The following is a 22,832-nucleotide window of genomic DNA, read 5'->3' on the forward strand; positions in this document are numbered from 1 at the left end:
GTGTCGCCGGAGACCCTGGCCTTGAGCTCGAGCGGCTTGCCGGAGCGCGCCTCGCCGGAGACGTCGAGGCCCTCGACGCTGAAGCGGTCCTCGACCGTCACCTTGCGGGTGAGGTGCTTGGCCTGCTCGCCGTCGATCACGTCGAGGTAGAGGGTGTACTCTCCGGGCTCGGAGGGGGTCCACTCGCAGGAGGAGGCGGAGCTGGAGCCGCCGCCGACGGTGCCCCACTTGGCCCAGCCGCCCTTCTCCCAGACGAACTTGTACTTGAGGCCGTCGGTGTCGCCGGAGACCCTGGCCTTGAGCTCGAGCGGCTTGCCGGAGCGCGCCTCGCCGGAGACGTCGAGGCCCTCGACGGACCAATTGACTACTTTATATTTGGAGGTGCTCGATATGTAACCATTGGAGTCAACAACATCGGCATAAATTTCGTATTCACCAGCTTGCGGCAAAGTCCAAACAACTGACGGGGCGGTCAAATCTTGACCGATCACGCCCCAGTTAGCGTCAGTCCAATCTGCCCCAGCCCTATGCCAAACAAACTTATATTTGAGTCCGTCGGTCTTGCCGGTAACATTCACTCCAACTTTAATCGAAGATCCAGCGCGCCCCAATTCTTCCGAAAAGGTAATTCCATCAATGGAATAAGGATGAGGAAACTGCGCAATAATAGCAGCGGCATCAGCCTCGCCAAGGCGACGGCAGCCGTCGTCAGAGAAATAGTTAGCGACGTCGCCGGAATTCGAAATGAAGCCGTGCTCAATAAGAATGCCGGGGATCCCCTGCTCGCGTGCACAACGAATCACAGCGAACTCGTCGCCTACTTCCATTTGGAAAACACCACGATAGGAAAGGCCCATGGCAGCAAGGTTATTCATAACCTTATTGGCAAGCTCAACAGAAACCTGTGTATAGTCTGATCCATTTGCGGTGGGAGCGTAAACCTCAGCACCATGAGCAGCAGAGGAGCCGGAATTAATATGGAAGCTCACGAAAGCCTGCGCACCCTGATCGATGCAACGCTGAACGCGATAAAGAAAATCATTACCGGAGTAATTGCCGTACTGCTCACGAGCAAGAACGACCTTAAAACCATATGCTTCAAGCTTATTCTTGCAGGCCGTCACAATCTTCCAGGTAAGATCAGCTTCACTTTTACCATTACCCTGCGCACCGGGATCAGATCCACCATGACCAGCATCAAGAGCGATTACGCTAACGTTGCGAGCGGAGCGAGCGGCATAAGTAGAAACACCATCCGGAGAATCGGCGCACTCCAACGCCTGCTGAATAGACTGTGCCTCAACAGCATTTCCGTCCCCATCTGCATAATAAACAGATGTGCCCTCGGAGTTCATAGAGCTGTCTACGACGGTGAACGAATAATCTCGGTCAGAAAGATCGATCTTATGCTCAGTCCCATCTCCCTCTAGATAATACGAAATCGAAGTGAGGAAATAAGTATTAGCTTCGAGTTTTGCGCCAAAGGTAAAGGCGGCAGAATTATCAGCCGTAGCAGACGCGTCGACAGAGCCCTTTACGCCATTGGCGCTCACATAGCCAAGCGTAGCAGAGGAAAGAACTTCACCGTCATTATGAGTAGCAAAAGCAATGACTTGATTGGATCCAGAGGGAAGGCTTGGGTAGGCCAGGTAAACGTATTGAAAGTCCGACTCGACCGAATCGACCTCTTGCTCGGTCTTGACATCGCTTTCAGTTGAACCTTGGCTCAACGAGTCGATAGCCTCAAAATCCCCTTCAACCGAAGACTGGTCGACGGTGGCATCGCTGCCTTCAACATCGTCGCCGCGTGCAGCCACTCCGTCATCACCTGCGGACGCCACATCCGTCACAGCTTCAGCGGGCTTCGCCTCGTTCAAACCGTAGGCAGCGACTACGGGACTCATCAACGAGGAAAATGTCAGAAGTGCAGCCAGAGAAAAAGTGGTTGTGACACGTAAAACCTTTTTCATATCAAATCCCTAGTCAAAATGATAATTCCCAAACATAGATTATCTAATAAATGGGCCCATATTAAAAATAAATTTAGGAGAAAGGACTTTCGGGAGCAGCGAACGCATGGAAATAGAAGTTGCAAATAACTGGCTTCAGATGCCAGTCCTTCTTCATGAACCACGTTCAAAAGACGCTAGGGGCGGTTTCGCACCTCAGCTCAATCAGCTCCAACAATATCGATCTGAACTCCACATAGGGCTGATGAGAAGCTACTCGTCGACCACGAGCAGGCCGAGCGTGCCGTGCTTACGAACGAGCTTGCGCGCGCCGTTCGTCCGTTTGCGGCCCTCCCACCAGAGGCCCTCAAGATAGAGCTGGAGGATGCAACGCGACCCTGCACTCCTGACGCACGCTACCTTCCCGAGCGCCGAGGCGAAATGGGAGCTAGCGCGCACCAGCCCGGATTCGCCACTGCCGGGAAAACAGCAGCGCGTAGGCCACCTCTTCGGACATCCCCTCGACGTCCTCCAAGAAGACGCCCCACTCCCTCGCGGCCTTGCGCACGTCTTGGCCGTTGTGCTTCGAGACGAGGGCGGTGTGGGCAATCACGTTCTGAGGAGACCGTTCACCGACCCCAGACCCCTTGGCCCTGGTCATTCTCACCGTGCGGAATCTCCTCGTTCTCTGGACTGCATGGCTGCCCGAGCGCAACAGGGGGATGGACAGCGGGACGTTTAATAGGAGTGCTGAACGGAAATATTCGGCCGGGTGGACTGCGGTGCCGATTTGCGATATAGGTGCTGCCGAAAGGGCCTAGTACTCAGCCAGTCGGAGGAGCTCCGGTGCGCACCCAGAGCTACTCACAAAAGTACAGAACAGGTCATCTCCCGTAACTTTAAAAGAAAAATACTTAATTGTTTCCATAGCTAGGAGGCAGAATGACCTTTGCTACCGCATTTCTTTTAACGGCATCATTGAATAAGCTAATGTCGTTTTTATCGGCCTCCCGAAAGCTCCAGTTAGACTTAATACCGTCGTTCGACTGAAATAATTCAACACCTACGAACGGAGAAACTGGAAAGAAATGAATATGTTTCTCTGAATCGAAGAAAGAAGGGTTATCTGACGTGAATAACTCACCTCTTTCGCTATAAATAAATTTGGCAAGCAATTTACAATACAAGTCAATCTGTTTAGCGATACAGCCTCGTCCCTCGAAATAGGCTAAATATTGTTTGAGCAAGATGGAGTGCTTGAATTCGTTTCTATCTTTATCCAATTCTTGGACATGATTCGTTGCATCTTTACCCAACAAACCGATTAATAGATTCCAGGTGGAATCAAATGACTCATTTAGTTGCTGATTTTGATTTAACCCCCTCCAATCCATGGCAACAATTACCTGAATTAGCTTGCCTAAATTAAATGGAAGGATCAAAGGCTTATGCTCAGACTGCGCCCACCGTACGATAAGATCCTTTAGGTTTTGCCAATCGTTCTCAAAATCTTCGGACCAATTTTCCTCGATAGAAGTATCGCGAACCATACTAAGTGTTTGCTTTATAGTACGCTCATCTTTACCACAAAGCGGAATTCCGTTCTTTACAAAAACCCAGTTATTGATTTCAGATGCGTAATTCCAAATCAAATCTTCGGCTATGCGTTCATCATTTAAATAGACTTCATAACCTTTAATTTTGTCTAGAATAAGGTCTTTATAGTCCTTAAACCCCAACATTCCGGGCCTTATGGTATGAAAGTTATTTTCATAGAAACTATTTTTCAAATTCAGAGGCTCGACGCAGGGATTTAGCCCACGCGCATTAAAACACAATACTGAATTCTTATTGACAGACCATGCTTTTAAATAGCACTTTGGAACAAGGTGGTGCTTCTTTGCTTTAGCCATACAAATCCCAACAAAAGTCATTTTATAAATCGGTATAACTGTTTAGCCAAGCGCTCATCTCCAATGGCTTAAACTGATTACTTTTTCCAAGCAGCTCATGAGCCCACGGGTCGCAAGATACATCCGCGCGGCATCAAACATCGAAACCCTCGATCCATCTGCAATCTTGTCCGACACGCGACGAACAGTCGCTTTTGCAGGCAACCCCGGCCAATCCTGCGCCAAATGCCCCTCAAGCTCATCCTTAACGCGAGCGGCAACCGCGGCATAGTCCCCTGCATCCAAGCGCGCAAGGTCGAACACAACCAGATCCAAGAACCACGTCACAAGCTCACCGGGGCACAAATCCAGCAGTCCTCGCCTGTCCCAGCGCTCCAGCACTTCATGAAGCACCAGCAAATGGGCATCGACCTTGTCCATGCGCTTGGCGCCGGCGTTAAACACATGCGTCAGCGACTTTTCCTGCATCACGTAGTGATACAGCCTCTCGGGCGCAAGGACCGTCCTGACAGACAGCGGATACGATTCAAGCTGAAACACAACGTCCTCGGCAAACCGGACATTTTCGGCAAAACGCAAAGACATACGCTCAATCAGCTCGCGAGAGTATGCCGCACGCCAGACATAGGGCTGCGCATTCGCGGAAAACAGCAGGGCCGGATCAAATGACTCAAACCTGCGCGCTTCAGGAGAAAGTAGCTGCTTGATGCGCTCAGAAGCCAACTCGGCAGGCTCGCACTCAGCTCCAAACACAACAATCTCGGGATGCTCCTTAGCAAACGTATCGACCAAGAACTCGGCAAGATTGGGCTCAACGTAATCGTCTGAGTCAACGAAGTCGAAAATATAGCCGCGCGCAACATCCATGCCCGCATTACGGGCAGATGACAGCCCCCCGTTAGACTTCTCGACAACACGCACGCGAGAGTCCTTGCATGAATACTTGCCGATAATCGCAGCAGAGTCATCCGGCGATCCGTCGTTAACAACCACGATCTCGATATCCGGACAGGTCTGCCCCAAAAGGGAGTCAAGACAACGAGGTAGGAATTCCTGGGTGTTATAAACGGGGACGATAAATGAGACCTTCGGGTTTGCCATAACTCCCCTATTTCTTAATTGCATCCAGGACGAATGCGGCAACCACGCCCGGGCCGCCGACGCGAGCATAATGCTTCGCGCGACCCATCGCGCCGGCACCGGCAAAGTCCGAAGACTCTGCCAGCCACTTTTGCGGATCGTTGACAATGGCCTTCAGGTTTGCTCGCTTCCACGGCTTAAGGTCTGTTAGCTCAAACTCATGGGCCTCAAGCGCCCCATGGAATTCCTGAGCCATACGGTCCAAAAACTCAGCATAAAATTTGGGATTCAAGCGAATGTAGCTCCACATATACGAATCGTATTTAATGATATTTGCAAACCTAAGCAGCTTGGCAACGTCCCGCGAAGAGTGCGACTCGGCGTAATCCTCAACAATCCAGCGATGAATCTCGGCATACTCGTCGTTTACGCAATGAACTTTATTAGGCGAATTGACCGAAGAGCCCTCGTTATCCTGGCGATATGAAAGCACGGAATCATGCAGGTAAACCGCGGCATCGGCAAGGGCGAACACCTTAAAGGTAAACGAGGCGTCCTGAAACGCAGCGCCAGGCGTCGGCAAGAAACGAATGGCATTACGGTTCAAGAAGTCTCGACGATACACCGCAGACCAAATCGAGGGCTTAAGCGCGAAGGCATCGACGGTGTCGCTCGGGTGAACCGGCTTGCCGCAGTCCTTGGCTTTAAAGAGCTCCATCAGCTCTCGGCGCTCCTCCGGCTTCGACCAATACAGGTCAAAATTCGCCTTCGCAAAGTCGGCACCATTGCGCTCGGCCGCTGCCACGAGCTTCTCCATCGCATCGGGCGCCATAAAGTCATCGGACTCCAGAATGCCCACGTACTCGCCACGCGCCATCTCAAGGCCGCGGTTCATCGAGTCGCCGTAGCCACTGTTGGTCTTGTCAATCATCTTGACGCGGGAGTCGCGCTCCATGTACTCGCGGATGATATCCGGCGAGCTATCAGTAGAGCCATCGTTGATGCAGATGATCTCGATGTCGTTGAGCGTCTGCGCCACGGCGGAATTGAGGCACTCGCGCAGGTAGCGCTCAACGTTGTAGATGGGAATAAGCAGCGACAGGACAGGGCTGCCAGAGGAATTAGTAGACAAATGTGCTCCTTAGGAAATACCTGCCGTTAATGGTATCAAAGGGTCGTCCCGCCCGCGGGCGTTTATATAATCTATGGAGCCCGCAGAGGCAAACCGATACGAAAGGACGTCATGCAGCCCAAAGCCGCACGCAACATATCCATCGAAGCGCTTCGCTTGGTCGCGGTCGCTGGGATTGCCGTATTCCACACGTTTCAGTGGACCTTCCAAGCCGTCTGCACCGGCCTACCGGAATATGCGCCGCTCGCCGCCTTCCCTTACTCCGGCGCACTCGGCTTTATCAATCTGCTGGGCTGTTGGGCCAACGAGGTCTTCTTTATGATCTCGGGGTACTTCCTGATTCCCTCGGCGATACGCGCCCTCAAAAACGGTTCATCCGCGCAGAGCCTCACGCTCAAATCGCTTGAGCGCCTCAAGAAGATCGTCTTGCCCACGCTCTTTTATTGCTCAGCTTGCTTGCTTGTTTCGATGTACGTCTATCCCCTGCCCGAAATCTCACTACACGAGATTGGCTGGCTCACGTTGGGCATCGAGTTTATCTGGGTCTACGCGGCATCCGTGTTGCTCGTCCCAGTGATTGCACTGATACGACAGCAGATCGGCAGCAAAAGGGCCCCGTTTGTCGTAGCGCTCCTCACGTTCACAACATTTGGAATCAACTGCTACATCGCGGCGACGGCAAACGAAGCTACCGGTATCGTTTTGTGGCGCAAGCTCATGAGCGCCGTTACCTACCTGGTCGCGTTTATTGCGGCTGGAGAAATGCGTTTTGTCCTCGAATGCCGCGGCAACGCATCCGGCGCTCAAAAATCCAAGATCGTACTCATCGGACTCGTTGCCGTCACCATCGCGTTCGAGCTTCTGTTATCGGCAAATAGCCAGTACGACGCGCTCTGGAAGCTCTCCTACAAGTCAACTTCCGTCATATCCTTTATCTTGGCCGCCGCATCCGTTGCCGCCGCAGCGCTCCATCAGCCGCGCCACGAAGTCCCAGCTGCAGACAAGACAATCATGACTCTCGCCGCAGGAACGCTCGCTTTCTACGCCGTACAGTCGTTTACCTGCAATGTCTGGCGACCTATTTTTGACGAAGCAATCTACACCATAGCGACAGGCATCCAAACGGGAGAGCCCCGTCCAGCCGCCGCCATTTTGCTCGGAATCCTTATGAGCCTTTGCCTCGCGCTCGCCCTGCTCCTCGTGGATATCGTGCGCAGGGCCGTAGTCGAGTCCATCAGAGCCCGTATGAACGGCTAAGCGACCTTCTGACTCCTCAGACCACGAAGCGCGCTTACACCCGAAGCAAATAACATCGCAAAGACAATCGCCCAGTTCTTGCAGCCAAATACCGGAATATGAACGATCGCATGGTCATGCATAACAACGAAATAACCCAAAACAACAACCAGGGGCAGCGCCATGAGCAGCGGCTGAATCAACACCTTGCGACGACGACCGCCTTGCGCGCCGCCCCGTATCGAGTAAGCGAGCACGGCAATCCAAATCGCCAATACGGCAGCAAACGAAACAAGACAAACGACGTTCGAGATCATCGCATAACCAGCAGTTGAGCAAATGGCGAACAGCTGCGGGCTCATGCAATACAAATCCTTCAATATCTGGGGCCAGTCAGCTTGAGGCAGCAGCGACGACGCACCGTGTGCAGACCAAAGACCCATCTCGCCCAGAACGTTCGAAAAGACCTCGTTCCAGCCCAGCACAAACGCCGCGACAACCCACTTCATCGCCCAGGTAAACACAAACGAAAGCCCAAACCCAAAGAGCGCCTGCAGCATCGTGACGACACAGCGTTTGGGGCACTCGCCTTCGGGCAGCGCAATGAAGGCGAAAAAGCAATGCAGAGCGACAACTGCGGCAGGAATCGTTAAAAAGTCAAGAAACGAAAACACGGCGCCCGACGCTATCGACCAAAGGACAAGGCGGCTTGTGAAAACCCGTGCGTTTGGGGCCGAATCCAAACGAAGGCTCATGCAAGACATCATGATGAGCGCCACAAAGAATGAGATGCACAGCAGCAGATCACCGATATAATTGAAAAACAGATTGGTCGAGAACAACAGGATTGCAAGGAAACCCAAAGTCAATGGCTTTGAAAACCGCTTTCGCAAGGCAACGTAAGCGCAAGCGGAGCCGGCAATCGCCAGAACGGCCGCAGGCGCCACGACAACGTCGATACCACCAATAAACAGGCAGAGATTCGTAAGTAGCTGCCATCCATGCCAATACCGGTAGTACTGCTGATGTGTAATCCCGTCAGCTTTCGTAACGTCATCAATCTCGGCAACAGTCATCGTCTTAAACGGAGAACCTTGGTCCATTTGCTGTGCGACTTCAATGATAAATCGATTGTTATCAAAGCAAACAGGGCCAGCTGCAACACGGTGGTCGTAGACATACATGTCAGACAACAGGGCCGAGGACTCCGAGCCCTGCGCATGCGACTCGATAACGGGCCTCGGCAGGCAATTCGCCGCGGTATTGCTCAAGACAAATGCGACCTGAAGAACCAAAAACAGCAACATGGCCTTGACGGGAAGGCTATCGGCAAAGGAAGCTAAACGCGTTTTATTCACGGGTCATCCAAACAGAAAGATTACGTCCACAGGAATCGGCACCTATGTAATACCACAATGCGTGCATGCAATCTCGCTACGCCCACACATCAACCAGGTTTGTAGCAAACGTTCTTGGTGATTAGCGGAACATTGCCCGCGGGCGTCTGCCTACGCTTACAATAGTCATGTCCTATGGGACACGTTGTTTATTCCGCAGGGCCGATATGCTGCCCACGCGAAAGGATATTCTCGTTCATGACTTCCACCCTTCCCGCCCACATCGACAAGCTCGCCATCGTTGTCGTCACCTATAAGCGCCAGGAGCTCTTGGCCAACCTGTTCGACTCTATGACCGAGCTCACGGCCGCGCCCTGGCGCATCGTGATTGTCGATAACGAGAATTCGCGCGAGACCGAGGCCATGTGCACCGCATTTAACGAGCGCTTGACCAACCTGTGGGGCATCGACACCGAGCAGCCCGACGCGCAGGGCGGCACCGACCGTGTCATCTACGCTCCGCAGCTCGAAAACGGTGGCGGCGCGGGTGGCTTCTCCGCCGGCACCAAATGCGCCTACGACCTGGGCGCCCGGTGGTTCTGGGTGATGGACGACGACGTACTCGTCATCCCCGAAGGCATTGAGCGCCTAGCAAAGTGGACGGACCGCTACGACGTCATCCAGGGTTCGCGTCTGGACTTCGACGGCGGCGCCTTCTTTTGGCAGTACCAACTCATCCTTTCGCTCGGCATTCCCAACCCCATCGCCAAGTGGGACCTGGGCCCCGAGGGCTACCGCGTCATGAACCAGCTGTGCTTTGAAGGCGGCCTCTTCTCGCGTCGCGTAGTCGACAAGATCGGCCTGCCCGACGCGCGCTTCTTCATCTATGGCGACGACGCCTGTTACGGCTATGTCGCCAGCCAGCACTTCCCCGCCGCCGTGGTTGCCGACGTGGTGCTCAAGCGCGCCCGCGCCGTCTCTAACTGGGATATCGCCGGCAAACGCCAGCTCAACTCCACGAGCGACACCAATCGCTACTACATCATGCGCAACCGCGGCTTTTTGGCCCGCTACATGCAGATCTACGGCGATTATCATCCCGTGCTGTTCCGTCTGGGCAACGCCGCGACCTTCTGCAAAGAGTTCATCCGCTTGGCTGCGGTCGACAAATGCTTTAAGACCGGTATCCCAGCGTTGCGCCGTGGCATGAAGGACGCCCGCAAGATCATCAAGGATCCCGACTGGAAGCCCATGCCGCCCATGAAGGATACCGAGTAACGGAAGTCGGGAACACCTCGACGCTTAAAGCCGCTGACACACCGCGGCCACGTGCTGCCCATCAAAACCAAAGCCCCAGCGCACGCGGCCAACGCCGGGTCGCGGCACACGGATTTCGTCGATACCGTCACGTTCTATGTCGAGTAGCGCCTGAACCGCCAGCAGCTCCAGACCCAGAGCATCCACGTCGGGGTCATACATCATGTTCATAGTGACAAGCGGACGTTCGTCGAGCATGCCGAGGGTATCGGCCACATCGAGCATCCTTCCCTTAGGGAACACCTGGATATCCCAGCGATCCGCGCCACACTTTCGCTTCGAGGCAGGATTGGCATACCCCGGCATACCAAAGCAGAGCCCTTGCAACAGCAGGTGGTATGGCAACGGCGAATCCATCTCGACCGCGCCGATTCCCGCGTCACCTAGAATTCGACGCAGCGCCTGCCTCACCGCGTCTTCGTCACCGCGACACAACCCGTCACGAAACGCATCGACGTCCCGCACATCCTCGGCGGCGCACTCAAACCGTTCAATAATCACGAGACGCAACGCCTGGCGAAGCTCGCCATTGGGCAGACGCAGAGCACGGGAGCGAGCGCTGTTTCCCGGCTCCTCAACCATATCCGTCGTTAGGAAGCCGGATAGGTATAACGCGGTCCAAACATCATCGACGCAAGCGTCATTCGACACGACGGCGCCCAGACAAAGCGGGGTTTCAACGCATCCATGCGGTTCAAGTAAATCGAACAGAGTCGAAAGCCTCTCGAGATTCCAGTCTCCAGCCACCCTACTCAGGCAGTCGGCAAACCCATACAAATCGGCCCGCACCAGTGGCGTGCAACCGCGGTTCAAGAAATCGATCACGCGCGCCGGACTCGAGCAATAAAACCCGCCAAATCGGTATCCCTCGAACCATTCACGCGCGTCATCCAGGTATTCCCCGCATCCAGCATGACCTAGCAGAGCCTCAACCTCGGCATCCGAAAAGCCAAACCACCGGTCACACCACGTCGAGAGCGACGTTGACAGACAATACGAGCAACTGCGCGAAGAAAGCTCCAACTCGGCAGGACCGGGACGCTCCCCCATCAGACAAGCCAAGCGTAGCGAATTGCCCGCAGCGGCAATGGCATCAAACAGCACATTGCCAAGCAGCTCCGCCAGATCGGCTCCGGAAGAGCCCCTCGCGTTCGAACGGTCCAACCACGCCGCGTCGTATCCATCAACGAGTAACACTACCTGTTCGTCGCAAGCTGTCTCCAGCAGCTCAATGAGAATGCCAAGCGCCGAGTTGGCTTCCTCTGCACTTGCCACGCCACGCGCAACACGCTCGATGTGGCGCATCTTATCTCGTGGTAAATCCGGAGCCTCCAAAAGCGCCAACAAGCGAGCACACTCACCCGAAAGAGCGTCACGCACGACATCGGCAACAGCGGCGCCATGCCTCTCAGCGCCAGAAAAGTCCAGCGATATCACCGGATAACAGGCGTACTCGTCCCGATAGCGCCCGCCGTCCGCATCCCAAATCTGAGTATAGGCAAACAGGCTCCGACCGGCGCGACCGACCGCGGGACGCTCCAGAAAAGCCTTGAGCATCGACAAGTTCATGCTCTTGCCAAAACCCTCGGGTCGGCAGCACACCACAACGGACGCGTCGCAGTCCAACACATCGGCAATAAACATGGTCTTGTCGACCAGTGTGCAGCAACCAATGGCATCGGCAAAATCATGCACACCGACCGGCAAAACCGCATCATCGACATGGTTGACAAGCCGTACGCCAAAAGTATCGGCACTGTTGCAATACTCCTGTTCAGACACCGTAACTTCTCCCTAAAACGCAGCACGAAGCCCATTGTAGCGAGCAGTTCGAGCGCAATGCTGGATCCGTGCAAAGGCATCGGGCAACGGTAGGAACAAAGGCCTTGAGGGGGCGTAACAAATCGTTGTGCAACAAAATGGGGCCCGATGCAACCGCACCGGACCCCATTGCGAATCTTTAGTTATCAGGCAACCGAAAGACTACTCCTCGGAACCGTTCTCCCCAGCAGCCTTCTTTTGCTGATCGAGCTTATGCTTGCCGCTCACGATGGACGTGGCACCAAGCGTAGCCAGGCTCGCGCTGGCCAGGCTCGCCATCACGATGAGGTCGCCCGTCTTGGGCATATTGCCACCCGGGGCCTTGGTCGTCGTGGTCGTGGTAGTCGTCGTGGTGGTCGAGGTGACGTTCTTGTCGTCAACCTTCTGAGCATCGGCGTCGGACTGTTTTGCACCCGCATCGGCGGAAGCATCAGCGGCGCTGTCGACATTAGAGCCGGAGCCCTGCTCAGACGCTCCCTCATCAGAAGAAGAGCCGCCGTTAATGCCCGTCATCGAAGACCCAATCAAGGCGCCAAGCTGCTTGCCAACGGAGGGCTTGTTCTCGGTCGACGAATTGCTGACATCGGGGTCCGCGGTCGAGTCGGAATCGGTGCCAGAGCTCTCGCCAACATCGGTGGAGCCATTGGAGGAGCCGCTATCGATCGGACCAGAGACAGAACCGCCGGTTGAACCAGAGCCCGAATCACCAGCACCGCCAGCAGACTCCGTTCCACCCGAAGCAGTCCCACTATTACCGGCACCATTGTTGCCAACACCAGTCGAAGGCGCACCCGTCTCGCCGCCATTGTCCGTATCACTATCGGTTTCCACCGTTGGCCCGGCAGGCGCAGCAGGGACCTTGTTCGGGTGAGGTGCCGGCGCGGGCTCAGGCTCCGCGGGCGCTGCCGCGGCAGCCTCGTCCTCGGCGATATAGACCAGGCAGTCCTTGAGCTCGTTTTTATAGCGATTCTTCCATCCCTCATGGTACTGAGGCTGACTCGAATACTTGCGCGCCACGTTATCAACTACGCTGTTCGAAAGCGCCGTCACAAACTCACGGTCGGTCATATCGTTGGAAAGATTCGCCCAGCGGAAAAAGTCCTGGCAGCCACCCGTGCCGCACATATTGGTGGTGCTCCATACCATGCCCTTGACGCAATCAGCACGACCGGAAATATCAATGCCCAGAGCGTTCTTAAGCCACGACTCGGTCACTGCATAGTAGGAGTTGTACGCATAGGCATCCTGCAGCGCCGAGAACTCAACCGGATCGGTGTTGTAAGCACCCAGGAAGGCATCCTGCGCGATGTGACCCAGCTCGGTGAGCTGGCCGTTCGCATACATGGGGTTACTTCCGTTGGAAATCTCGCTGCCGCGGTCGATCGCAGCCTTAAGCATGCCGTACTTGGCAGAATCGTAGTTATAGACCTGCTTCATAAACGGAATAAGCGACCAGCGTCGGTCGAACTGATAATAACCCAGCGCGTTATAGCCGTCGCCATACGAAAAACCCTGGTTATAGTTGCCATGGCTCTCGTATTTGGTGAAGTACTTCATCTCTGCGGTCACGTTGACAAACGAGACTCCCTGGACCGACCTCAGCACGCCCGAGAAGGACTGCTGAGTGTAAAGGCCCTTATCGATATCGGTGGCATCCGAGGCAACACCCGGCGTGGGCTCCTCAGCAATAGCGGTTGCGGGTGCGGCAACGGCGCCAAACGAAAGCGCCAACGTCAGGCCCGCAACAATCGCGGAATGCTTGGGTTGCATACATCCTCCCTGCATTGGTGTGGTTAAAGTACAGTTTGCAAAGATGGATTCAGTATTACAGTTCCCCGTTTGTTGCACAACAACCCATCGGTAAACGGCAACAACCCTCCGCGAAATCTTAAGGGATTGCACTCGAGCTACAGCTTAATGTCGAAGTTGATCTCGGGGACGGCGGCCAGGTCTGCCAGTGTCACGCCGTCGACGTACTTTTCGATGACCTCGTCCAGCCCGCGCCAGAACTTGACCGTTGAGCACAGGTCACTGCGGGTGCAGCTGTTGTCGATGCCGTCGCACGCCACCGGAGCCGTGCTGCCCTCGACGGCACGCAGGATGTCGCCGGCACGCACTTCGGCCGGGTCCTTGGCCATCATGTAGCCGCCGCCCTTGCCACGCACGCTCTTAAGCAGGCCAGCCTTCATAAGCGGACGAACCAGCTGCTCCAGATACTTTTGCGAGATATGCTCGCGGTCGGCGACCTCGCGCAGAGCAATCTTGCCCTCGGCGTCACCAAGCGCTGCGATATAAATCATCAAACGGAGGGCATAGCGGCCCTTGGAAGAAATGAGCATACCTACCCTTCCATAACGCTGGGGACAAGCACTGCCGATGAATTTGTCCCACAATCTGAAAAGTCGAGTGGATTAGTCGGGTTTTCCCTTGACTAACGCCGAACCCATAGTAACTTTATTCCGAGAAGATTCCTAGGGTTTCGTACACCTATGAGTACACCATATACAGAGAGGGACAGCATGAGTGCAAATCCGCTGCTTTCCATCGAAGGTCTGACCGCCTCCGTGGACGAGAAGACCATCCTCCACAACGTCAACCTCAACGTCGCCGCCGGCGAGACCCACGTGCTGATGGGGCCCAACGGCGCCGGCAAGTCCACCCTCGGCCACCTGGTCATGGGCGACCCCGTCTACACCGTCAACGACGGCCGCATCGTCTTTGACGGCCAGGACATCACCGAGCTCACCACCGACAAGCGCTCGCGCGCCGGCCTGTTCCTGAGCTTCCAGGCACCGGTCGAGATCCCCGGCGTACCGCTGTCGAGCTTTTTGCGCGCCAGCATCGCCGGCCGCCCCGGCCTGGAGATGAAGGGCAAGGAGTTCCGCCGTCGCGTCAAGGAGCTCGCGGCCGAGCTCAACATGGATACCGCCTATCTCAACCGTGAACTGGGCGTGGGCTTCTCGGGCGGCGAGAAAAAGAAGGTCGAGATGCTCCAGCTCCTGCTGCTGCAGCCCAAGCTTGCCATCCTGGACGAAACCGACTCGGGTCTGGACGTCGATGCCCTGTCCACCGTCAGCCATGGCATGGACGCCTACCGCAAGAGTTGCGACGGTTCCATGCTCATCATCACGCACAACACGCGCATCCTGGAGCACCTGGATGTCGACCGCGTCCACGTTATGGTCAAGGGCCACATCGTGCGCGAGGACGACGCCTCGCTCATCCCCTGGATCGACAAGAACGGCTTTGAGACCTTCGAGCGCGAGGCCGCCGAGCAGCGCGCCCAGGCCGAGGCCGCCGCTGCCGAGCAGCAGGCGTAAAGGGGCGACGCAATGACCAAGAACCGCACCGAGGTCGCGGACATCGACCGCAGCCTCTACGACTTCACCTATGGCGAGGAGGGATTCGAGCGACTCGACGCCGGCATCACGCCCGACATCGTGCGCGAGATCAGCGCCAAGAAGGACGAACCGCAGTGGATGCTCGACCTGCGCCTCAAGTCCCTCGAGATCTTTAACCGTTTCCCGGATCCGACGTGGGGCCCCTCCATCGAGGGCCTGGACATGGACAACATCGTCACCTACGTCAAACCCAACACCGACCAAAAGCACGACTGGGAGTCGGTGCCCGATGACATCAAAAACACCTTTGAGCGCCTGGGCATTCCCGAGGCCGAGCGCAGCTATCTGGCAGGTGTCGGCGCGCAATACGACTCCGAGCTCGTCTACCACAACATGCAGGACACGGCGTCCAAGATGGGCATCGTCTACTCCGGTATTGAGGAAGCCCTGCACGATCCGCAGTGGGAGCCGCTCATCCACGAGAAGTTTATGACGCTCATCCCGCCCACCGACCACAAGTTTGCGGCCCTGCACGGTGCCGTGTGGTCGGGTGGTTCGTTTGTCTACGTGCCCAAGGGCACCAAGCTCGATTTTCCGCTGCAGAGCTACTTCCGCCTCAACGCCAAGGGCGCCGGCCAGTTTGAGCATACGCTCATCATCGTCGAGGACGACGCCGACCTGCACTTTATCGAGGGCTGCTCCGCGCCCAAATACAACGTGGCCAACCTCCACGCCGGCGCTGTGGAGCTCTTTGTGGGCAAGCGTGCGCACCTGCGCTACTCGACCATCGAGAACTGGTCCAAGAACATGTATAACCTCAATACCAAGCGTGCACGCGTGGACGAGGACGGCGACATCGAGTGGATCAGTGGCTCCTTCGGCAGCCACGTGGGCTATCTCTACCCCATGAGCGTGCTCAACGGCCGCCGCGCTCGCTCGAGCTTTACCGGCATCACCTTTGCCGGTGCCGGCCAGAACCTCGACACCGGCTGCAAGGTCGTACTCAACGCGCCCGAGACCTCGGCGACCGTCGAGACCAAGGGCATCTCCAAGAGCGGCGGCATCCAGACCTTCCGTAGCTCTATCGTGGCCACGCCCAAGGCCGAGGGCTCCAAGGCAACCGTGAGCTGCCAGTCGCTGATGCTCGACGACCAGAGCCGCTCCGATACCATCCCCGCCATGGACATCCGCGCCAAGAACGTCGACATCGGCCACGAGGCAACTATCGGCCGCATCGGCGACGATAAGGTGTTCTACCTGATGAGCCGCGGTATCTCGGAGGAAGAGGCCCGCACCATGATCGTCAACGGCTTTGCCAACCCGGTCTCCAAGGAGCTGCCGCTGGAGTACGCCGTCGAGATGAACAACCTAATCAAGCTCGAGATGGAAGGAGCGATCGGATAATGAAACAGACCACGAACACCGCTGCAACCACGCTTGAGCAGGTTAATGCGATGCCTGCGGCGACTTGGGGTTGGCTCAAGATGAACCAGACCAAGCTCGAGCTTTCCGACGAGCTTGTCATCGCTCCCGCCGAGGCCGTTGAGGTCGAGGGCCTGGACGAGCAGTTTGCCGGCTCGGCCAACGCCTTCGACGCCGCCATGGACGCCACGGCCGAACGCTTCCCCGAGCGTCGCGCCTCCGCCCCCGGCGACGCCGCCGACCGCGCCCGCCTCACGCCCGAGACCGAGCTTGACGTGCCCGCCACCTCCGTCTACCAGGCCGGCGCTATCAAGCTCGAGGAGGAACTCTCCCCCGCCGAGGCCTTCGAGACCGGCATGGGCAAGGCTGCCTACACCTATCTGACCGACCACGCCACCAAGCGCATCGTCATCGATGTGCCCGCATACCAGCACGCCACGGTTACCGTGCGCGTGAGTGGCGTCGACGCGGCGGCAGCCATCGCCGCTATCGACGTCGTTGCCCGCCCGCAGGCAACGCTCGACCTGCAGATCGCCCTAGACTCCCCCGTTGCCGGCGAGGGCGTCGTGGGTTCCGTGCTGCGCGTGTGCGCCCACGAGTACGCCACCGTCAACGTGACCTGCACGCAGACGCTCGACGACAGCTGGATTGCACTCGACGACACCGGTCTGTTCCTGGACGAGGGAGCACGCGTCAACGTGCAGCACACTGTCCTGGGTGCCGGCGCCAGCGCCACCGGCCTTGCCGGCGACCTGCTGGGCGATACCGCCAAGGTGACGATCGATACCGACTACCTGGGCGCCCGCGAGCAGGTGCGCGACTTTAACTACGAGCTGCGCCATCGCGGTCGCAAGACCGAGTGCGAGATCGACGCCAACGGCGTGCTGACCGGCACGTCCAAGAAGGTCTACCGCGGCACCATCGACCTCGTGCACGGCTGCAAGGGCGCAACCGGCACCGAGCGCGAGACCGTACTGCTGGCCAACAAGGGCGTCGACAACAAGACCGTCCCCGTCATCCTGTGCGACGAGGACGACGTCGCCGGCAATCACGGCGCCACCATCGGTCACGTCCGTGACGAGCAGCTGTTCTACCTCGCCTGCCGCGGCCTTGACCAAATCGCCGCCGAGGATCTGTTCATCCGCGCCAAGCTGGAGGACGCCGCGCTTTCCGCCACCGATGAGCGCACCCGCGCCGCCGTCGTCCGCCTGGGCAACAACCTGATCGATAACTTTGAAGAGGAGCTCGCATGATCGATACCGAGCACGTTAAATGCGATACCTGCACCGCCCCCGAGCCCATGGAGCTCGACGCCAGCGACGAGGCTTCGCGCGGTTGGCCCACCGTGGACATCGAAACTAACCCCTACAAGTGCCAGTTCCCGCTGTTCCAGCAGCATCCCGAGATCGCCTTCCTTGATAGCGCCGCCACCGCGCAGCGCCCCGCTTGCGTGCTCGACGCCGAGCGCGACTTCTACCAGCGCATGAACGCCAACCCGCTGCGCGGCCTGTACTCGCTGTCCGTCGAGGCCACCGATGCCATCGCTAAGGTCCGCCAGCAGATTGCCGACCTCATCGGCGCCGCCCAGGCCAACGAAGTCGTCTTCACCCGCAACACGAGCGAGTCGCTCAACCTGGTCGCCAAGAGCTTTGCGCCCACGGTACTGGAGCCCGGCGACGAGGTCGTCATCACCATCATGGAGCACCACTCCAACCTGATCCCGTGGCAGCAGGTCTGCCGCGAGACCGGTGCCAAGCTCGTCTACCTCTATCCCACCAAGACCGGCCAGCTCACCACCGAGGAGGTTCTGGCCAAGGTGGGTCCCAAGACCAAGATTCTGGCCGTGGGTCAGGTCTCCAACGTGCTAGGCGTCGAGAACCCAGTCAAGAACCTCGGCAAGCTCGTGCACAAGTACGGCGGCTACCTGGTCGTCGACGGCGCGCAGTCGCTGCCGCACATGCCGGTCAACGTGGCCGATCTGGGCGCCGACTTCTTTGCCTTTAGCGCGCACAAGGCCATGGGCCCCATGGGCATCGGCGTGCTGTGGGGCAAGATGGACCTGCTCAACGCCATGCCGCCCATGCTCACCGGTGGCGAGATGATCGATTCGGTCACCGAGCAGGACGCCGTCTGGGCTCCCGTCCCCGAGAAGTTCGAGGCCGGCACGCAGGACGCCGCCGGCATCTTCGCCACAGGCGCCGCCCTCGACTACCTCGTCAACACGGTTGGCTACGAAAACATCCAGGCACGCGAGCAGGCACTCGTCCACTACCTGATGGGCGAGCTCATGCAGCTCGACTTTGTCCAGATCATCGGCTCCATCTATTGGGACAACCATCACGGCGTCGTCAGCTTTAACGTCAAGGGCATCCACCCGCACGATGTCGCGAGCATCATGGACATGGACGGCGTGTGCATCCGCGCCGGCCACCACTGCGCGCAGCCGCTGCTTACCTGGCTGGGCGTCGAGAACCTCGCCTGCTGCCGCGCCAGCGTGGCCTTCTACAACGACAAGGCCGACATCGATAAGTTCATCGCAGGACTGCATCACGTTTGGAGCACGTTCAATGGGTAATCTGTACACCTCCACCACGTTTATGGAGCACAACTCGCACCCCGACTACAAGTACGAGATGGACGCCCCCACGCACGAGCACGACGGCATCAACCCCAGCTGCGGCGACGAGCTCACCTTGCAGCTGCGTGTCGAGAACGGCGTGATCGAGGAGGCCTCGTTTACCGGTCATGGCTGCGCCATCAGCCAGGCCAGCGCCGATATCATGGCCGACCTCATCACCGGCGAGACGGTCGAGGAGGCTCGTCGTCTGGCAGGGCTCTTCCTGGCGATGATCCGCGGCGAGCAGCTCTCCGAGGAAGACCTGGAAGACTTGGACGAGGCTGCCCAGCTTCAGGACATCTCGCACATGCCCGCCCGCGTCAAGTGCGCCGAGCTCGCCTGGCGCACCCTCGACGGTATGCTCGAGGGGCAAGCTAACCAGTAGCGGATGCCCCAAATCCAAGAATTTTGATTACCGAGCCGCTCGATACGGGCGGCTCGGTTTTTTCATAACGAGCGCACACGCAGCTCATGCGTCCGGCCCCGCCCCTACACCATGTTTCCGTCACTCCGCACCGCCGTTCGTGCACAGGCACGCACAATGCGAGAAACGGTACTTTTGCCAATCCCCGTATACCGCTCAATCTGACGCACCGTTAAACCGGCATCGTGCAATCCAAGAATCACGATATTGCGCTGCGCCGACGGTGCGGCTTTAACCCCGTGGAGCGGAACCCCGAGCCCCTTCGCCAACTTTTCGGCAAAGGCGTGGCGTTCCCACTCCGTCTCTTCCATATCGCCCAGCGCTGGCTTGACGCCGTCGGGCGTCGAAAGCGAATAAGCAATAAAGCCCTCGGCGGAACCAAAAAGCTCAAGCACGCAAGAAGGATCGGAAAATCCCCTCGTCATATCGTTGTCATAGGCCCGTAGATACTCGGCAAAACTGCTCCACGGATAGCGCTCGATCAGAGCAATACCCGCCTCCTGCGGATTGGCGTGCACGGAGCGAACAGCTTCCATCACCTGCCAGTCGGTATCGAGCGAGCGGCGCTCAAAACGGTCCCGAAACAGGCGGCCCGATCGCCCAGTACGCTTGTTGAACCGACGGGCGTACGTCAAAAGCAGTCGTTGCATCGCCGCGCTCATCGCATCCTCATAATCCGCGAGTACCAGTTGAACATGGTTGCTCATAAGGCACCACGCCACGACCGTCACACCGGCATCGCGGCAGCAGTCGCGCATCAGCTCCAAAAACTCCCACCGGTCGTCATCGGTCTCAAAGATGAGCTGTTTTCCGGTGCCACGGGCCGAAACATGGTAAAAGCCGGTGACCGTTCTCCAAACGCGCTGCACGGCGCCCCCTTCAGCGGGATCAACTTGCGCCTTCCAATACACCACGATTGAAGCGTGCTATCAAAACAAACACGCAAAATGGCATCTGCGCACGGCAAATGGCAGCAAACAACCGGCGAACGGCACCGCAGCACAGGTCAGACAATGCGACGTTTCCGCGAGATGACCGAAAGCGACAAAAATGAAACGCGCGCTTCTGATGAATATATCTCATTTAAACCGCTTCAATTGAAAGTTCCGCGCTTCTCGCTACGAAAACTGAGCCGTTCGCCGAATATTCCGTGCATTTCGCGGTATTATAGGGGCTGCATGTCATGTCCCTTTCGAAGGGTCGCCCGGCAATCGCCAGCCACGACCCCCAGACGGGACGCCAACACGATAGAGAGGAGAGGCATGCAGTACTCACAGGAAGTGGAGAACATGTGCCCCGTTGCCAAGGGTGCATACCACGGCCCCGCACCCATCCCCGAGGAGGGCAAGTGGGTCCAGGCTAAGGAGATTTCCGACATCTCCGGTCTTACGCACGGTGTGGGTTGGTGCGCACCTCAGCAGGGCGCCTGCAAGCTCACGCTGAACGTCAAGGACGGCATCATCGAGGAGGCCCTCGTTGAGACCATCGGCTGCTCGGGCATGACCCACTCTGCCGCCATGGCTTCCGAGATCCTTCCCGGTAAGACCATCCTCGAGGCCCTCAACACCGACCTCGTCTGCGACGCCATCAACGTTGCTATGCGCGAGATCTTCCTGCAGATCGTTTACGGCCGCAGCCAGACCGCGTTCTCCGAGGGCGGCCTGCCCGTGGGCGCCTCCCTCGACGACCTCGGCAAGGGCCTTCGCTCTCAGGTCGGCACCATGTTCGGCACCAAGGCCAAGGGCGCTCGTTACCTCGAGCTCGCCCAGGGCTACGTCACCCGCATGGCTCTCAACGACAAGAACGAGATCATCGCGTTCGAGTTCCTGAACCTCGGCAAGTTCACCGACGCCGTCAAGGCCGGCAAGACCCCCGAGGAGGCCATCGCTGGCGCTATGGGCCACTATGGTCAGTGGGACAACGCTGCCAAGTACATCGACCCGCGCACCGACGAGGAGACTCACTCCGTCGCCAGCGTGTTCCCGGTTCACGAGTAGAAAGGGAGGGAAATAACTATGACTGTTACGTTCGAAGGTTACGAGCGCCGCGCTGACAAGATCAACAAGTGCCTCGCCGACAACGGCATCGCCTCCCTCGAGGAAGCTCTGCAGATCTGCACCGATAAGGGCTTCAACCCGCGTGAGATCGTCAACAACACCCAGTCCATCGCCTTCCAGAACGCCGAGTGGGCCTACACCCTCGGCTGCGCTCTCGCTATCAAGCGTGGCGCCAAGACCGCTTCTGAGGCTGCTGCCATCATCGGCGAGGGCATCCAGGCCTTCACCGTTCCCGGCTCCGTCGCCGAGGACCGCAAGGTCGGTCTGGGCCACGGCAACCTGGGCGCTATGCTGCTCTCCGACGACACCGAGTGCTTCGCCTTCCTGGCCGGCCACGAGTCCTTCGCTGCCGCTGAGGGCGCTATCGGCCTGGCTCTGAACGCCAACAAGGCTCGCAAGAAGCCGCTGCGCGTTATCCTCAACGGTCTGGGCAAGGACGCCGCCCAGATCATCGCCCGCATCAACGGCTTCACCTACGTGAAGACCCAGTTCGACTACTTCACGAGCGAGCTCAAGGTCGTCGAGACCATCCCCTACTCCGATGGTCCCCGCGCCGCCGTCAACTGCTACGGCGCCGACGACGTCCGCGAGGGCGTTGCCATCATGTGGCACGAGAACGTCGACATCTCGATCACCGGTAACTCCACCAACCCCACGCGCTTCCAGCATCCCGTCGCTGGCACCTACAAGAAGGAGCGCCTCGAGGCTGGCAAGAAGTACTTCTCCGTCGCTTCTGGTGGCGGCACTGGCCGTACCCTGCACCCGGACAACATGGGCGCCGGCCCTGCCTCTTACGGCATGACCGACACCATGGGCCGTATGCACTCCGACGCCCAGTTCGCCGGTTCTTCCTCCGTGCCTGCGCACGTCGACATGATGGGTCTCATCGGCATGGGCAACAACCCCATGGTCGGTGCCACCGTCGCCTGCGCCGTCGCCGTCGAGGAGGCCCTCAAGGCCTAATCGCGCCCGCGCGATGCTCATATAGTTGAGTTTTAGAGCCGCTACCTACCCGGGTAGCGGCTCTTTTTTGTTGCCATAAAACGTTCGAGATCCGATATATCAGTTCTGATGGAACATGAAGTGTGAGGAGAAGGAGCCGCCAAGTGGCTTCAACGTCCACGTGCCATATTTGCCCTTTGCCGATTTATCCCATCTTTGCGATGCCTTTGCCGATCACCCATGC

Annotated in this window: 19 protein-coding genes; 9 read left to right on the plus strand and 10 right to left on the minus strand. The window is 57.7% G+C overall.

Translation table 11 applies throughout. The annotated features are described in order from the left end of the window. The 5 genes from ACEXKH_RS06580 to ACEXKH_RS06600 form a co-directional block, all read right to left on the minus strand. On the minus strand, positions 1-1,970 hold a 1,970-nt coding region (locus ACEXKH_RS06580; protein ID WP_373573536.1), incomplete at its 3' end, for an N-acetylmuramoyl-L-alanine amidase. Positions 1,971-2,222: 252 nt separating this feature from the next. Then, entirely contained in the window at positions 2,223-2,408 is a 186-nt protein-coding gene (locus tag ACEXKH_RS06585; RefSeq protein ID WP_373573537.1) for a hypothetical protein, read from the minus strand. Positions 2,409-2,863: 455 nt separating this feature from the next. After that, the gene (locus ACEXKH_RS06590; RefSeq protein WP_373573538.1) at positions 2,864-3,862 is read right to left on the minus strand and encodes a DUF4238 domain-containing protein; all 999 of its coding nucleotides are present in this window, start codon (positions 3,860-3,862) and stop codon (positions 2,864-2,866) included. Between the two features lie 54 nt (positions 3,863-3,916). After that, positions 3,917-5,032 (minus strand): glycosyltransferase family 2 protein, encoded by a 1,116-nt coding sequence (locus tag ACEXKH_RS06595; RefSeq protein WP_373573539.1) that lies wholly within the window; start codon positions 5,030-5,032, stop codon positions 3,917-3,919. Further along, positions 4,971-6,074 carry a glycosyltransferase family 2 protein gene (locus ACEXKH_RS06600; protein WP_373573540.1) on the minus strand — a complete coding sequence of 368 codons (1,104 nt, stop codon included), beginning with the start codon at positions 6,072-6,074 and terminating at the stop codon, positions 4,971-4,973. Before ACEXKH_RS06600 ends, ACEXKH_RS06595 begins: the two co-directional genes overlap by 62 nt. A gap of 111 nt (positions 6,075-6,185) precedes the next feature. On the opposite strand from ACEXKH_RS06600, the gene ACEXKH_RS06605 reads away from it, so the two are divergent. Then, positions 6,186-7,331 (plus strand): acyltransferase family protein, encoded by a 1,146-nt coding sequence (locus ACEXKH_RS06605; RefSeq protein ID WP_373573541.1) that lies wholly within the window; start codon positions 6,186-6,188, stop codon positions 7,329-7,331. Here ACEXKH_RS06605 and ACEXKH_RS06610 read toward each other — a convergent pair. Continuing rightward, the gene (locus tag ACEXKH_RS06610; RefSeq protein WP_373573542.1) at positions 7,328-8,668 is read right to left on the minus strand and encodes a hypothetical protein; all 1,341 of its coding nucleotides are present in this window, start codon (positions 8,666-8,668) and stop codon (positions 7,328-7,330) included. The two genes, ACEXKH_RS06605 and ACEXKH_RS06610, sit on opposite strands and share 4 nt — an antisense overlap. A 237-nt stretch (positions 8,669-8,905) precedes the next feature. Between ACEXKH_RS06610 and ACEXKH_RS06615 the strand changes: the two genes are divergently transcribed. Beyond that, on the plus strand, positions 8,906-9,925 hold the full coding sequence (locus ACEXKH_RS06615) for a glycosyltransferase (RefSeq protein ID WP_373573543.1): 1,020 nt from the start codon (positions 8,906-8,908) through the stop codon (positions 9,923-9,925). 24 nt (positions 9,926-9,949) lie between these two features. On the opposite strand, the gene ACEXKH_RS06620 is transcribed toward ACEXKH_RS06615, so the two are convergent. The 3 genes from ACEXKH_RS06620 to ACEXKH_RS06630 all read right to left on the minus strand — a co-directional run bounded on the left by ACEXKH_RS06620 (position 9,950) and on the right by ACEXKH_RS06630 (position 14,124). Continuing rightward, complete coding sequence (locus tag ACEXKH_RS06620) at positions 9,950-11,746, minus strand: AAA family ATPase (RefSeq protein ID WP_373573544.1); 1,797 nt, start codon at positions 11,744-11,746, stop codon at positions 9,950-9,952. Between the two features lie 201 nt (positions 11,747-11,947). Beyond that, positions 11,948-13,555 (minus strand): VgrG-related protein, encoded by a 1,608-nt coding sequence (locus ACEXKH_RS06625; protein ID WP_373573545.1) that lies wholly within the window; start codon positions 13,553-13,555, stop codon positions 11,948-11,950. 137 nt (positions 13,556-13,692) lie between these two features. Then, positions 13,693-14,124, minus strand: a complete 432-nt coding sequence (locus ACEXKH_RS06630; RefSeq protein WP_373573546.1) for an RrF2 family transcriptional regulator — start codon at positions 14,122-14,124, stop codon at positions 13,693-13,695. 180 nt (positions 14,125-14,304) lie between these two features. On the opposite strand from ACEXKH_RS06630, the gene sufC reads away from it, so the two are divergent. From sufC to sufU, 5 genes are read left to right on the plus strand one after another with little or no spacing between them, the layout of a single operon-like run. Beyond that, a complete protein-coding gene (gene sufC, locus ACEXKH_RS06635) occupies positions 14,305-15,105 on the plus strand; it encodes a Fe-S cluster assembly ATPase SufC (protein WP_006235561.1) in 801 nt (266 codons plus the stop codon). A gap of 12 nt (positions 15,106-15,117) precedes the next feature. Further along, complete coding sequence (gene sufB, locus ACEXKH_RS06640; protein WP_022094821.1) at positions 15,118-16,530, plus strand: Fe-S cluster assembly protein SufB; 1,413 nt, start codon at positions 15,118-15,120, stop codon at positions 16,528-16,530. Continuing rightward, on the plus strand, positions 16,530-17,801 hold the full coding sequence (locus ACEXKH_RS06645) for a SufB/SufD family protein (RefSeq protein WP_373573547.1): 1,272 nt from the start codon (positions 16,530-16,532) through the stop codon (positions 17,799-17,801). The genes sufB and ACEXKH_RS06645 overlap by 1 nt, the downstream gene beginning before the upstream one ends. Beyond that, on the plus strand, positions 17,798-19,123 hold the full coding sequence (locus tag ACEXKH_RS06650) for an aminotransferase class V-fold PLP-dependent enzyme (protein WP_373573548.1): 1,326 nt from the start codon (positions 17,798-17,800) through the stop codon (positions 19,121-19,123). Before ACEXKH_RS06645 ends, ACEXKH_RS06650 begins: the two co-directional genes overlap by 4 nt. Continuing rightward, a complete protein-coding gene (gene sufU / locus ACEXKH_RS06655) occupies positions 19,116-19,550 on the plus strand; it encodes a Fe-S cluster assembly sulfur transfer protein SufU (protein WP_117758331.1) in 435 nt (144 codons plus the stop codon). Before ACEXKH_RS06650 ends, sufU begins: the two co-directional genes overlap by 8 nt. A 104-nt stretch (positions 19,551-19,654) precedes the next feature. Here the strand turns inward: sufU and ACEXKH_RS06660 are convergent, their stop codons facing one another. Then, on the minus strand, positions 19,655-20,503 hold the full coding sequence (locus ACEXKH_RS06660) for a transposase (RefSeq protein ID WP_373573549.1): 849 nt from the start codon (positions 20,501-20,503) through the stop codon (positions 19,655-19,657). A gap of 348 nt (positions 20,504-20,851) precedes the next feature. Here ACEXKH_RS06660 and ACEXKH_RS06665 point away from each other — a divergent pair, with 348 nt between their 5' ends. Further along, on the plus strand, positions 20,852-21,586 hold the full coding sequence (locus ACEXKH_RS06665; RefSeq protein WP_022094816.1) for an iron-sulfur cluster assembly scaffold protein: 735 nt from the start codon (positions 20,852-20,854) through the stop codon (positions 21,584-21,586). Between the two features lie 18 nt (positions 21,587-21,604). Beyond that, on the plus strand, positions 21,605-22,609 hold the full coding sequence (locus ACEXKH_RS06670; RefSeq protein ID WP_373573550.1) for a GGGtGRT protein: 1,005 nt from the start codon (positions 21,605-21,607) through the stop codon (positions 22,607-22,609). The last annotated feature ends 223 nt before the right edge of the window (positions 22,610-22,832 follow it).

Source organism: Collinsella aerofaciens ATCC 25986 (genome assembly GCF_964259375.1).
Classification (GTDB): Bacteria; Actinomycetota; Coriobacteriia; order Coriobacteriales; family Coriobacteriaceae; genus Collinsella; species Collinsella aerofaciens_BO.

Excerpts from the sequence above, each read along its gene's own strand:
- ACEXKH_RS06590 (WP_373573538.1), bottom strand. The coding sequence starts at position 3,862 with ATGGCTAAAGCAAAGAAGCACCACCTTGTTCCAAAGTGCTATTTAAAA.
- ACEXKH_RS06595 (WP_373573539.1), bottom strand. The coding sequence starts at position 5,032 with ATGCTCGCGTCGGCGGCCCGGGCGTGGTTGCCGCATTCGTCCTGGATG.
- ACEXKH_RS06605 (WP_373573541.1), top strand. The coding sequence starts at position 6,186 with ATGCAGCCCAAAGCCGCACGCAACATATCCATCGAAGCGCTTCGCTTG.
- ACEXKH_RS06615 (WP_373573543.1), top strand. The coding sequence starts at position 8,906 with ATGACTTCCACCCTTCCCGCCCACATCGACAAGCTCGCCATCGTTGTC.
- ACEXKH_RS06625 (WP_373573545.1), bottom strand. The coding sequence starts at position 13,555 with ATGCAACCCAAGCATTCCGCGATTGTTGCGGGCCTGACGTTGGCGCTT.
- ACEXKH_RS06630 (WP_373573546.1), bottom strand. The coding sequence starts at position 14,124 with ATGCTCATTTCTTCCAAGGGCCGCTATGCCCTCCGTTTGATGATTTAT.
- sufC (WP_006235561.1), top strand. The coding sequence starts at position 14,305 with ATGAGTGCAAATCCGCTGCTTTCCATCGAAGGTCTGACCGCCTCCGTG.
- sufB (WP_022094821.1), top strand. The coding sequence starts at position 15,118 with ATGACCAAGAACCGCACCGAGGTCGCGGACATCGACCGCAGCCTCTAC.
- ACEXKH_RS06645 (WP_373573547.1), top strand. The coding sequence starts at position 16,530 with ATGAAACAGACCACGAACACCGCTGCAACCACGCTTGAGCAGGTTAAT.
- ACEXKH_RS06650 (WP_373573548.1), top strand. The coding sequence starts at position 17,798 with ATGATCGATACCGAGCACGTTAAATGCGATACCTGCACCGCCCCCGAG.
- sufU (WP_117758331.1), top strand. The coding sequence starts at position 19,116 with ATGGGTAATCTGTACACCTCCACCACGTTTATGGAGCACAACTCGCAC.
- ACEXKH_RS06665 (WP_022094816.1), top strand. The coding sequence starts at position 20,852 with ATGCAGTACTCACAGGAAGTGGAGAACATGTGCCCCGTTGCCAAGGGT.
- ACEXKH_RS06670 (WP_373573550.1), top strand. The coding sequence starts at position 21,605 with ATGACTGTTACGTTCGAAGGTTACGAGCGCCGCGCTGACAAGATCAAC.